This window comes from Paracoccus chinensis, from assembly GCF_900102885.1.
In the GTDB taxonomy this organism is placed as follows: domain Bacteria; phylum Pseudomonadota; class Alphaproteobacteria; order Rhodobacterales; family Rhodobacteraceae; genus Paracoccus; species Paracoccus chinensis.
On sequence record NZ_FNGE01000020.1, the window covers coordinates 22,774 to 34,625 of the forward strand.

Here is an 11,852-nt window from a genome sequence, read left to right on the forward strand (position 1 = left end):
CCGCATCCATCCCTTCCTCCGCCCCGGCCGCAAGGCCGGGGCGGAGAGCAGAAAGGAGATTTCCCATGTGGGCTGACCTGAAGGCCGGGTTCTCGCACCCGGCTCGCCGGCGGCTGTGGCTGACGATCATCAGCGGCACCCTGATCGCTCTGGGCCTGCTGGCTCGTTACGGCTTCGGCAACATCGACCTGTGGTCGGCGGCGATGGTCGCGGCGGCCCTGCTGGCCGGCGCCGACATCGCCGTCCGCGCGGTCCAGGCGCTGCGGATCAGGCATCTCAGCATCGAACTGCTGGTCACCGTCGCCGCCACTGGCGCGCTGGTTATCGGCGAATACTGGGAGGCGGCGGCCGTCACCTTCCTCTTCATCTTCGGTTCCTGGCTTGAGGCGCGGACCATGCGCCAGACCCGCGGCGCGCTGAAGGCACTGATCGACGCCGCGCCCGCCACCGCCACCGTCCTGCGTGACGGCAGGCCCGTCGAGGTCGCCGCCGGCGCTGTTGCGCCGGGCGAGACCGTGCTGGTCAAGGCCGGCCAGCGCATCCCGGTGGACGGCGAGGTCATCTTCGGCACCGCCGCTGTCAGCGAGGCCGCGATCACCGGCGAATCCATCCCTGCCGAAAAGACCCCCGGCAGCGCCGTCTTTACCGGCACCATCGCCGAGAACGGCGTGCTGCGTATCCGCGCCACCAATGTGGGCGCCGACACCACACTGGCCCGCATCGTCCAGCGCGTCGAGCAGGCGCAGGAGGAAAAGGCCCCCACCCAGCGCATGATTGAGCGGTTCGCGCAGTGGTATACGCCTGCGATCATGGGACTGGCGGTGCTGGCCTGGATCTTCACCCGCGACATCCGGCTCGCGCTGACGCTGCTGGTGGTCGGCTGTCCCGGCGCGCTGGTCATTTCGACGCCTGTCTCGATCGTGGCAGGGATCGGCCGGGCGGCGCGCTCGGGTATCCTCATCAAGGGCGGGCAGCATCTCGAGGACACGGGCCGCATCAACGCCGTCGCGCTCGACAAGACCGGCACGCTGACGGAAGGGCGGCCCCAATTGATGGAGGTCGTGCCGCTTGCGGGCCATGATCGCGACACGGTGCTGCGCCGCGCGGCCATTGCCGAGGCCGGGTCTGACCACCCGCTCGGTCGCCCGATCATCGAGGCCGCAGCAGCGCAAGGCGCCGTTCCCCCTGCAGAGAGCCTTGAGGAGATCGCGGGCATGGGGCTCATCGCTACCCACGGCGAACACCGCATCGCCGCCGGCAACCGCCGCCTGATCGACCGGCTGGGCATCCCGGTGACGCCCGAGGCCGAGACGGCACTGGCAGGCCTTCTGGACCGCGGCCATACCGTGGTGATGGTGGGCGTGGACGGACAACTCGCGGGCCTGCTGGGCCTTGCCGACCAGCCGCGCCCGAGTGCCGCGCCGATGATCGCCGGTCTGCGCGAGGCGGGGATCGACCGGATCGTCATGCTGACCGGCGACCAGCCGCAGGCGGCCCGCGCCATCGCTGCGCAGGTCGGCATCGACGAAGTTCACGCCGGGCTGCTGCCGGAACAGAAGCTCGAACTGATCCGCAGGATGCGGGCCGAGGGCAGCCACGTCGCCATGATCGGTGACGGCATCAACGACGCCCCGGCGCTCGCCGCCGCCGATACCAGCATCGCCATGGGTGCAGCCGGCAGCGACGTCGCCATCGAGACGGCCGACATCGCGCTCATGACAGGTGATCTGAAGCGGATCCCCGAAGCGGTGGTGATCTCGCGCGCCACGCTGCGGAACATGCGCCAGAACCTCGTGATCGCGCTGGCGACCGTGGCGGGGCTGATGGCCGGGGTGTTCTCGGGCTATGTGCATATGGCCGAAGGCATGCTGGTCCACCAGCTCTCGGTGCTGATCGTCATCGCCAACGGCATGCGCCTGTTGCGGACTGCCCGTAACAAGCCCTCGGAACCGGCGGCCGAGCTTGCTCCGATTTGAACCTTGGTCGTTGCACGTGGGGGCGCAGGTCGCCGATCCTGTCCGCCCCCGTGCTCCGGGACAGGAGGATGACAGCGTAGCCAAGACAGACAATGAGTACTTGCGCCCATTCCTGCAGCCCAGGGTTTTCGCCCGACCAGGGCAGGAGGTCCGAGGCGGAATGGCGCGTCGCCTTGGCAGAGGCACACTTCGAGGGTGGAATTTGATCCTGTTCCGCAGGTAGCAGTTCAGGTCAGCCTGAAACGGAACCGGATCTTCTGTTTCACGTCCGAACGCTCGGTCTGCAGCACGCCGAAACCTGCGACCGATCCAGATCCGCGTCAGGTCACCAGATTGGGTTGAAACGGTATATTTTCGGCCCTAGATTAGATCATGCCCTTTGAGTATGATCCTGACAAGAGCGCGGCCAACAAGGCCAAGCACGGCATCGACTTCGAGGAGGCTCAGCGGCTATGGGACGATCCTTGGTTGCTGGAGGCTCCCGCCCGTACAGACGACGAGCCGCGTTTCCTTGCGGTCGGCAGGATCAAGGGGCGTCATTGGGCTGCCGTGTGGACGCTTCGGGGCGAAGTGACACGCATCATCTCGGTGCGTCGTGCCCGCAAGGAGGAAATTGAGCGCTATGAAAGCTCGTGAATTCGACGAAAGGTTCGACGCCGGTGAGGATGTAAGCTCGGATGTGGACTGGACCCGGGCACGCCGCACGAACACGGAAACCCGCCGCGTCAACGTGGACTTCCCTGCCTGGGTGATCACCAGTCTGGACCGACAGGCCAGAGAACTGGGCGTTACGCGGCAGTCGCTTATCAAACTGTGGATCGCCGAACGTCTTCAGTAGAAGTGTGAGCTGAGAATCGTAGCAGGAGGCTGTTCGACCTTGGCCGCTCTGCTTTCCCACCGAAGCTCGCCGAATGGCTTGTTGCGGCGTAGGACGGGGCGGTCAAAATTCAGAAGAGTGTGAGTAAAATAAAATAACTCTTTGATGGCCACATAAATTGAAAGATTGGAGTCGCACCTGAGCTGGCGCGTCCATTTTGCGCTCAGGAGTAATGACTTGCTACCACCTCAGGTGCCCCAAACAACTTGCCCGCCTTTACAACCCGGATGCCCCCTGCCCCGTGGCGCAGCAGGAACAGCGCATCGAGGCCTGATCGGCGCGCCACTGCGGGACCTTCCGCTTCGCCCAGCACCATCAGGGCGCTGGCCCAGGCATCTGCTTCCGCACCGGTTTGCGCGACCACGGTGACGGACGCAGGCGCGGCGAGAAGCGGCGCGCCGCGGCGGGGGTCCATGGTATGCGACAGGGTCCTGCCTCCGACCCGGACCCGGTGCCGGTAATCGCCCGAGGTCGCCACCGCCGCATCCTGCAGCGCCAGCACGGAATGCGCCGCGCGGCACCCGGGATCGGGTGCCTCGAGCGCCACGACCCAGGGGCTGCCGTCCGGGCGCAGGCCAAGGGCGCGCATCTCGCCGTCGATTCCGACCAGCGCCGAGCCGAGGCCGAACTCCCGCAGCGTCTCGGCCAGCCGGTCGACGCCATAGCCCTTGGCGATGCCGTTCAGGTCGAGCGTGATCGGTGATGCCTTGCGGACCCGGCAGGCGGCGGGATCAAGCTCCAGCACCTGATGCGCGGGACGGCGCGGACCATCCAGCGCCTGTCTGATCCGGTCCGCATCGGCCGGCGCGGGGCCGAAACCCCAGGCTGCCACCGTGTCCCCCAGGCCGATGTCGAAGGCCCCGCCCGAGGCGCGGCCGACCTGCATCGCCAACCGCAGTACGGCCATCAGATGCGCAGGCACCCGCGTCCATTCCCCCACCGGCGCCGCGTTCAGCCGCATCAGGTCGCTGTCGGGCCGCCAGATGGACATCTGCGCGTCCACCTCCTCGACCGCCACTTGCAGCGCGTGTCGCACCGGCGCGGGATCGAAGCCCGCCTCCGTGAAGAACAGCGCTGACCAGCGGGTACCCATCGTGGGGCCGTTCAGGGCATGGCGGATCATGTCAGTAGACGTCTTCGACATAGCGCCCCTCGGCTTTCAGCAGTGCGGGCGTCAGCCCGGCCGGGGCAAGGATCTCGTCGAGCGCGGCGCGGACGCCCGCCGCCATGCCGCGCCCGCCGCAGACCATCACCCGCGCGCCCGCGCGGATCAGGCGGGCAACCTCGGCCGCCTCGCGCCGCAGGGCGTCCTGGACGTGATGCGGGTGCTCGCCGCGCGAGTTGGCCGTGACAAGGTGCGACAGCCGCCCTGCTCCCTGCCACGCGGCCAGTTCCTCGCGATACAGGAAGTCGCTGTCCGCATGGCGCATCCCGAAGAACAGGTGCACCGGGCGGCGGCGGGCATTGGCGCGGATGAAGCCCGCGAGCGGCCCGATCCCCGTGCCCGCGCCGACCAGGATCAGCGGCGCGCGGCCCCGGCCCGGGCGGAAGCCAGGGTTCCGGCGCAGGAAGGCCTGCACAGTCCCGCCGGGCTGAAGTTCCGCCAGCTGCCCCGAGCAGAGCCCGCCGGGCTGCTTGCGGACCACAATCTCGACGAAGCCGTCGCGCGACCCCGAGGCCAGCGAATAGAAGCGCGGCACGGGCGAGCCCTCGGGCAGGACGCCTAGCAGGTCGCCCGCCTGCCAGCGCGCGAAGCCCCGCCCCGTCAGCCGCTGCCATGCCGGGACCCGCGGCGCGGCAAGGCGCAGGATCACGGTCGGGGCCTGCACCTCGGCCCCGTAGTCGCGGCGCGAGAACAGCGTCAGCGCCTCGCTTGCGGGCACCACCGGCTGGTGGATCAGTTCCAGCTCGGTCCCCAGCGCCGCGCCAAGCGCGCGGCCCCAGCGCGCGAATTCCTGCGGGGACTGGCGGTCGATGGTCGCGAAGTCCAGAAACTGCGGCCAGCCCTTGTCCCCCGCGGCTGCCGCGACCTCCTCGGCATAGGCGCAGAAGGCGGGAAAGCTGCGGTCGCCGAAGCCCAGCACGGCCAGCGGCGCCTTTGGCGCGCGCTCCAGCCGGGACAGCCGGTCGAGGAACCCCTTGGCCGAGGCGGGGGCGCAGCCCTCGCCATAGGTGGCGGCAAGGATGATGAAGCGCGCGGCCTCCGGGTAGCGGGCCGGGTCGAATCCCGCCATCGGCGCGGCATGGACGCGCTGGCCGGCGTCGGTCAGCGCGGCGTGCAGCGTGGCGGCAAAGCCCCAGGTCGAGCCGCCCTCGCTGCCGACCAGCAGGACCGTTTCCGCCCGGCCGGGCGGGACATTGCCCCGGATGCGCGGCCGGGCGCGGCGCGCGGAGAGCCACAGGACCACGCCCGTGCCAGCCATCGCGGGCACGCCCAGCGCCATCAGCCCCAGCACCAGCCCCAGCACCGCCGCGCCCTGCCCGGTGTGCAGCATGAAGACGGTTTCAGAGACCTGCTGCCAAGCGGAGAGGTCGGCCCAGTCGAGCAACTCGCCGCTGCCCTGGTCCAGATAGCCGGTGCCTTGCGCCGTCTTGAGGGTATGGACATCCGCCGGGTCGTTCGGATCGGCCAGCGACAGGCTGCGGAAGGCGGCGACGGGCATCCGCAAGGCGCTGGCGCCCGCCAGGTCGGCGCCGGTCCGACCGCTGGTTTCCGCCGGGAAGGCCGGCGTGCGGGCGCCGTCCGGCAGCAGGTCGAAGGTCGAGGCCGTCATCCACAGGGCCGTGGCCGAGGACAGCATCAGGCCCGCGACCGCCACCCGCGCGATTTCCACATGCAGCCGCCCGGCCAGGGGACCGCGCAGCCGCGCGAACCAGCGCCGCCAGCCGCCCGTCCGCCGCGCCACCAGCGCCGCGCCCGACAGCGCCAGCACCAGCATCGCCCCTGCCCCGAGCGCCGCCGCGATCCGCCCCGCGTCGCCAAGGAACAGCGAGCGGTGCAGGTTCGTCAGCCAGCGCCGCAGCGGGTCGGGATCGGCCGATCCGGCGTCCTGCCCCGTCGCCGGGTCGATGACCGCCGCCCGCGGTGTGCCGCCGTCGAACCAGTAGGCGGTGACCTGCCCCGAGGGCGCGCGGCGGACCTGTTCCAGCCCCGGATGGCTGGCGGCGATGCGCGCGGCCAGGTCGGCCACGGACAGCCCGGCCTCGGCCTGGGGCGCCGACAGCCGCTCGGCCGCGGGATAAAGCGACAGCGCCGCCCCGGACAGCGCCAGCACGACCAGCAGCAGCGCGGCGGCGATCCCCGGCCAGCGATGGACTGCGCGGATCATGGCGCCCCCTCAGCGATAGGAGACGCTGGCGATGTAACGGCTGCCCGAGGCGCTTGCCCCGGCCGCGGTCAGCGGCAGGGCGACCTCGTTCGGGCTGTCGCGCATGTCCTCGACCGCGGCATCGACATGCAGGGTATAGCCCGCGTCGAACAGCGCATCGGCCAGGTCCAGCGTGATTTCCAGCGTGCGGCCCGCGCCGACGCTGGCCCCGGTGATGCCGTCCACCTGCCGGGTGTCGCCGCCGGTCGCACGATACCAGCCGGAGAGGGAATCGTAGTATTTCGACTTGCCCCCGGCCATCCACAGGCTGCCGGCATAGGCCCCCTGCGGATCGGTGACGTAAAGCGCCAGATAGGCCCCCTCGCCGCCATAGTCGTTCAGCGTGGTGGTCAGCGTGACGGGCCGCGCCAGCGCGATCGCGGGCAGCGTCAGGGCGGTCGAGAGGGCGAGGATGGCAGCAAGAGGCTTCATGGTCGGGCTCCTTTCGTGGGAATGGGGCGGCCTTCCCCGGCGCCGGCAGGCGGGCCATGCGCCGGGGAGAGGCGGCGGTCAGTTCGCCGGGGCGGCGGGTGCCGGGGTGGCGGCAGGCGCGGGGGTGTCGCGGGCGAACTGCTCGAGCTTCGCCTTGATGACCTGCAGCGTCGCCGGGTCGATCTTCGCCTCGATCGTGTTGCCGCCGGTGTCGGTCACGTTGACCTCGTAGCAGCCGTCGTCCATCTCCATGGACGAGATCGTCCAGCCGTAGTCATGGGCGAGCTGCGCCACCGATTCCCAGGACTGCATCTGCTCGGGCGAGACCCGGCAGTCGTCATCGGCAAGGGCGGCGCCGGCAGGCAGGGCGGCCAGCACGGCCAAGGTCGCAAGCATCCGTTTCATCGCTGGTTACTCCCGTGTTGCGGTTGTCGGATGAGGCGACTCTGGGCCGCTGCGCTGACGGGGGACTGAACCGGCGCGGAAATCTGCGTCAGCTTGCCGTCAGCAAGGAAAAGGCCCGGCCGTTGCGGGCCGGGCCTTGGGTGCGGGACCGTGAGCCTAGCGCAGGCTCATCCGGCGCAGGGTGCCGTCGCGCAGCACGAACTGGTGCCACAGCGCCATGACCGCGTGCAGCCCGGCCAGCAGCAGGATCAGGCTGCCGGCGCTTTCGTGGACCTCGGCGACGATGCCGGGCCGCCCCTGCAGCGGCGCCGCCAGGGCGGGAAGGTGGACCCCGAGGAATTGCACCCCCACCCCCATCTGCGAGGCGGCATACCAGCCGCTGAGCGGCAGCGCGATCAGGAGGGCGTAAAGCAGCGCGTGCCCCGCGCCCGCCGCGAGGGCAAGCGGGTGCCGCCCATGGTCTGGTCGCGCCCCGCCCGTCAGCCGCAGCACCAGCCGCGGCAGGACGAGGGCCAGCACCGCGAGGCCCAAGGTGAAATGCAGAAGCGGCGGTTCCGCGACGACCTCGCGGCCGCCCTCGGCCGTGGCCCATGCGCCCAGCACGGCGGCTGCGGTGATCCAGTGGATGGCGACAAGGGCCTTCGGATGGCGTGCGATCATGTCCGGCATGGCGAGGGTTCCTGCATGAGGGGAAGGGTTCGGGCGCCCGACCGCGGCGCCAGCGGGCTCATCTGACGACCACCGCGGGCGGGGCGCCCTTCAGCAGCCCGCCGGGCGGCGGCAGGTCGGCGGGCGGGGCCGTCACCGGCGCGCCCTGCCCCCGGCCGCGCGGCCGGTCGTCGTCGTCGTGATCGTCGTCATCACCGTCCTCCCGCTCGTGACGGCGGTCGCGGCGCTTCATCTCGACGACCTCCAGCGTCGCGGGGTCGAGCTTGGCCTTGAAGTCCGCCCCCTGCGCGTCGGTGCCCCGGACCTTGTAGCAGCCGTCGTCGATCCTGATCCGCCCGACCTGCCAGCCGCGATCCTGCAGCGCCTTCTGCACGGCCTCGCGGGGCTGCCACCGCTCCATCGGCACCCGGCAGTCGTCGTCATCGGCATGGGCCGCGCCCGCCGCGCCCAGGGCGGCAAGCAGGGCGCCCAGCAGCATGTGCTTTTTCATCGCATTTGCCCTTTGTCATGGTTCAGGCATCATCTGCCGTCCCTGATGGCACGCGATCCTGACGCCCAGCTTAAGCGCGCGGCACCTGGGCGTCAGGCTAGCGACAGCTTGGGCGGGCAGGTCCTGCGGCAGAGGACGGACGGGAACTTCATGCGAATCCTTCTGATCGAGGACGACACCATCCTGGGCGCGGCGGTCCGCGACCACATCGCCGCGGAGGGGCATTCGGCCGACTGGGTCGGGCGGCTCGACCGCGCGCGGGAACATCTGGACGCGGCGCCCTATGACCTGGTCCTGCTTGACCTGATGCTGCCCGACGGGCGCGGCATTGCCTTCCTGCGCGACCTGCGCCGGCGCGGCGACGTGACGCCGGTGATCATCCTGACGGCGCTCGACCAGATCTCGGACCGGATCGAGGGGCTGAACGCGGGCGCCGACGACTACCTGACCAAGCCCTTCGACCTGGCCGAGCTTTCCGCGCGGCTCGCGGCGGTCGCCCGGCGCTACTGCGGCAACCCGAACCCGCTGGTGACCCTGGGCCAGTTGGAGATCGACCTGGCCACCCGCACGGTGCTGCGCGCGGGCCGCCGGGTGGACCTGACCCAGCGGGAATGGGCGCTGTTCGAGGCGCTGGTGCAGCGGCCCGGGCAGGTGATCTCGAAGGCACAGCTGGAAGACCGGCTTTATGCCTTCGGGGCCGAGGTGGAAAGCAACACCATCGAGGTCCATGTCAGCCGCCTTCGCAAGAAGCTGGGCGCGGGCGCGGTCGAGACCCTGCGGGGCATGGGCTACCGGCTCGGGGACGGGCGGTGAGGCATCCGGCAAGCCTCCAGGGCCGGCTGTCGCTGTGGCTGACGCTGGGGGCTGCGGTGCTGTGGACGCTGGCCGCGGCCCTGACGGCCGGGCAGCTGCGCGACGAGATGAACGCGGTCTTCGACAGCGCGCTGGAGGAAGCCGGCCAGCGCCTGCTGCCGCTCGCCGTGCGCGACATCATCGGGCGGGACGAGGAGGACAGCCCCAGCCAGGGCGTGACCACGCTGCGCGCGCATGAGGAGCTTCTGACCTATGTCGTGCGGGACGCCGACGGCCGGGTGCTGCTTTATTCGCACCGGGCCGACCCGGCGGTCTTTCCGCCGGTCACCGGCATGGGCTTCACCACCACGCCCACCCACCGCATCTATTCGGACAGCGCCCTGCAGGGCACGATCACCATTTCCGTGGCCGAGCCCCTGGCCCACCGCCATGCCGCCGCGCGCAAGGCCCTGGCCGGGCTGGCGCTGCCGCTCGCGCTGATCGTGCCGGCCAGCCTTCTCGGGGTCTGGGCCGCCGTCCGCGCGGCGATGGCCCCGATCCGGCGCTTCCGCGAAGGGATCGAGGCGCGGGGCCGGGGCGATCTCTCGCCCATCCCGGCCGAGGGGCTGCCTTCCGAGTTCCGGCCGAACGCGCGGGCGGTGAACCACCTGCTCGACCGCCTGCGCCGGGCGCTCCAAGCCGAGCGCAGCTTCACCGCCAACTCGGCCCATGAACTGCGGACGCCGGTCGCGGGCGCGCTGGCGCAGGTGCAGCGGCTGGTGCTCGAGGCCCCGGACGACGCCACCCGCGCCCGCGCCCGCGAGGTCGAGACCGCCCTGCAGCGGCTGGCGCGGCTGTCGGAAAAGCTGATGCAGCTTGCCCGCGCCGAGGGCGGGCGGTTGCAGGCCGAGGCGCCGGTCGATCTCGCGGCGGTCCTGCGGATGGTCGTGGCCGACATGACCCGCGACAACGGCGGCCGGATCGACCTGGCGCTGCCCGAGGCGGGCGTGCCCTCCGCCATCGACCCCGACACCTTCGCGATCCTCGCCCGCAACCTGATCGAGAACGCGCTGCGGCATGGCGACCACGGGGGCCGCGTCGAGGTCTCGCTGTCCCCCGCGGGCCTGCTGCGCGTGGTCAACGCGGGGCCGGCGGTCCCGGCTGACCGTCTCGGGCGCCTCACCCGCCCCTTCGAGCGCGGCGCGACCGAGGCGCAGGGCAGCGGGCTGGGGCTGGCCATCGCCCAGGCGATCGCCGAGGGCACCGGCGGGCGGCTGGACCTGCTCTCTCCGGCCGAGGGGCGGGCAGACGGCTTCGAGGCCAGATTTTCGACAAGCCGCGCCGGGTTGCGCTAGGATCGGCAGAAGGAGTCCGCCATGAAACGCATCGCGTCCCTCGATCTCTCGCTCGCGCTGTCGCTTGCGGCGGTGCTGGGGCTGGCCCTGGCAGCGGCGGGGCTGTGGCTGGGGAATGGCGCCCTTGGCTTCCTCGTCGCCCCCGGCCTCGCGCTGGTTTATCTGGCCGGCGGGGTCCCGGCGGCCACCCGCGCGCTGGGGTCGCTGTGGCACGACCATGTGCTCGACATCGACCTGCTGATGGTCGTGGCGGCGCTGGCGGCGGCGGCCGTGGGCGCGCCCTTCGAGGGGGCGGTGCTGCTGACGCTCTTCAGCCTTTCCAGCACGCTGGAGAAGCGCGCGCTCGGCCGCGCCCGCCGCGCGATCGAGGCGCTGATGGCCCTGCGCCCCGAAACCGCGCTGCGGAAGGGACCGGACGGCACGGTCGCCGAGGTGCCCGCCGCCGATCTCGTCGCGGGCGACGCCGTGGTTCTGCGCCCCGGCGCCCGCGTTCCCGCGGATGGCGTGATCGTCCAGGGGCGCGGCGGCGTGGACGAGGCGCATATCACCGGCGAATCCATGCCCGTGTCCAAGGCGCCGGGCGATCCGGTCTTCGAAGGCACGGTGAACCTCGACGGCGTTCTGGACGTCACCGTGACGCGCGGGGTGGGCGACAGCACCATCGCCCGCATGATCCGGCTGGTGACCGAGGCGCAGGCCGCCAAGGCCCCGTCCGAGCGGTTCAGCACCTGGTTCGGCCAGCGCTATACCATCGCCGTGCTGGTCGGCGCGGCGCTTGCCTTTGCCGCCTTCCGCTGGCTGGGCCACGACTGGGACGGGGCGCTCTACAAGGCCGCCACGCTGCTGGTCGCGGCCAGCCCCTGCGCCATCGTCATCTCGGTCCCCGCGGCGATCCTGTCGGCCCTGTCGGCGGCCGCACGCGGGGGCGTGCTCTTCAAGGGCGGCGCCGCGCTGGAGACGCTGGCCGCGGTCGAGACCTTCGCCTTCGACAAGACCGGCACCCTGACCACCGGCCGGGCGACCGTCACGCAGGTGGTGGCGCTCGACGGCGACGAGGCCGGGTTCCTGTCTCGCCTCGCCGGGCTCGAGGCGCAGTCCGAGCATCACATCGCCGCCGCGATCCGCCGCGCGGCGAAGGCGCGAGGGCTTGCGCCCGCGCCGGTCGCAAGTACCGTCAACCGCGCCGGCAAGGGCATCGTCGGGACCGATCCCTCGGGCGAGATCTGGGCTGGCAACCCCTATCTCGCGGCCGAGATGGGGGCCGACCTCGGCCACCCGGCGCTCGCCGCGCTGGATGCGGGGGCGCAGACTCTGATCTATCTCGGACGCGGGCCGCAGCTTCTGGGCGCCGTGACCGTGGCCGACGAGGCGCGGGCCAGCGCCGCCCCGGCGCTGGCCGCGCTGCGGGAGGGCGGCGTGCGGCAAATCGTGATGATGACCGGGGACCGGCGCCCCGTCGCCCTGCGGATCGGCGCGGAACTGGGCCTG

Annotated in this window: 12 protein-coding genes; 6 read left to right on the forward strand and 6 right to left on the reverse strand. The window is 71.4% G+C overall.

What is annotated here, in order from left to right:
• Positions 1 to 65 precede the first annotated feature (65 nt).
• The 3 genes from BLQ03_RS15090 (at position 66) to brnA (ending at position 2,814) form a co-directional block, all read left to right on the forward strand.
• Entirely contained in the window at positions 66 to 1,976 is a 1,911-nt protein-coding gene (locus BLQ03_RS15090; protein WP_090757159.1) for a heavy metal translocating P-type ATPase, read from the forward strand.
• A gap of 372 nt (positions 1,977 to 2,348) precedes the next feature.
• The gene (locus BLQ03_RS15095; protein WP_090757160.1) at positions 2,349 to 2,612 is read left to right on the forward strand and encodes a BrnT family toxin; all 264 of its coding nucleotides are present in this window, start codon (positions 2,349 to 2,351) and stop codon (positions 2,610 to 2,612) included.
• Positions 2,599 to 2,814 (forward strand): type II toxin-antitoxin system BrnA family antitoxin, encoded by a 216-nt coding sequence (gene brnA / locus BLQ03_RS15100; protein ID WP_090757161.1) that lies wholly within the window; start codon positions 2,599 to 2,601, stop codon positions 2,812 to 2,814. The genes BLQ03_RS15095 and brnA overlap by 14 nt, the downstream gene beginning before the upstream one ends.
• 202 nt (positions 2,815 to 3,016) lie before the next feature.
• Here brnA and BLQ03_RS15105 read toward each other — a convergent pair whose 3' ends face one another.
• From BLQ03_RS15105 to BLQ03_RS15130, 6 genes are all read right to left on the reverse strand, one after another.
• On the reverse strand, positions 3,017 to 3,997 hold the full coding sequence (locus BLQ03_RS15105) for an FAD:protein FMN transferase (RefSeq protein ID WP_090757162.1): 981 nt from the start codon (positions 3,995 to 3,997) through the stop codon (positions 3,017 to 3,019).
• Positions 3,978 to 6,182 carry a PepSY domain-containing protein gene (locus tag BLQ03_RS15110; protein ID WP_090757163.1) on the reverse strand — a complete coding sequence of 735 codons (2,205 nt, stop codon included), beginning with the start codon at positions 6,180 to 6,182 and terminating at the stop codon, positions 3,978 to 3,980. Before BLQ03_RS15110 ends, BLQ03_RS15105 begins: the two co-directional genes overlap by 20 nt.
• Positions 6,183 to 6,191: 9 nt before the next feature.
• Positions 6,192 to 6,653: a DUF2271 domain-containing protein gene (locus tag BLQ03_RS15115; protein WP_090757164.1), complete on the reverse strand. Its 462-nt coding sequence runs from the start codon at positions 6,651 to 6,653 to the stop codon at positions 6,192 to 6,194.
• Between the two features lie 78 nt (positions 6,654 to 6,731).
• Positions 6,732 to 7,058 carry a PepSY domain-containing protein gene (locus BLQ03_RS15120; RefSeq protein ID WP_090757165.1) on the reverse strand — a complete coding sequence of 109 codons (327 nt, stop codon included), beginning with the start codon at positions 7,056 to 7,058 and terminating at the stop codon, positions 6,732 to 6,734.
• Between the two features lie 156 nt (positions 7,059 to 7,214).
• Positions 7,215 to 7,727 (reverse strand): cytochrome b, encoded by a 513-nt coding sequence (locus BLQ03_RS15125; protein ID WP_090757166.1) that lies wholly within the window; start codon positions 7,725 to 7,727, stop codon positions 7,215 to 7,217.
• 58 nt (positions 7,728 to 7,785) lie between these two features.
• Positions 7,786 to 8,217, reverse strand: a complete 432-nt coding sequence (locus BLQ03_RS15130) for a PepSY domain-containing protein (RefSeq protein WP_090757167.1) — start codon at positions 8,215 to 8,217, stop codon at positions 7,786 to 7,788.
• Between the two features lie 150 nt (positions 8,218 to 8,367).
• Here BLQ03_RS15130 and BLQ03_RS15135 point away from each other — a divergent pair, with 150 nt between their 5' ends.
• The 3 genes from BLQ03_RS15135 to BLQ03_RS15145 form a co-directional block, all read left to right on the forward strand.
• The gene (locus BLQ03_RS15135; RefSeq protein ID WP_090757168.1) at positions 8,368 to 9,030 is read left to right on the forward strand and encodes a response regulator transcription factor; all 663 of its coding nucleotides are present in this window, start codon (positions 8,368 to 8,370) and stop codon (positions 9,028 to 9,030) included.
• Positions 9,027 to 10,364: a sensor histidine kinase gene (locus tag BLQ03_RS15140; protein WP_090757169.1), complete on the forward strand. Its 1,338-nt coding sequence runs from the start codon at positions 9,027 to 9,029 to the stop codon at positions 10,362 to 10,364. The genes BLQ03_RS15135 and BLQ03_RS15140 overlap by 4 nt, the downstream gene beginning before the upstream one ends.
• 21 nt (positions 10,365 to 10,385) lie before the next feature.
• A partial coding sequence (locus BLQ03_RS15145) for a heavy metal translocating P-type ATPase (protein ID WP_090757170.1) occupies positions 10,386 to 11,852 on the forward strand: 1,467 nt, incomplete at its 3' end.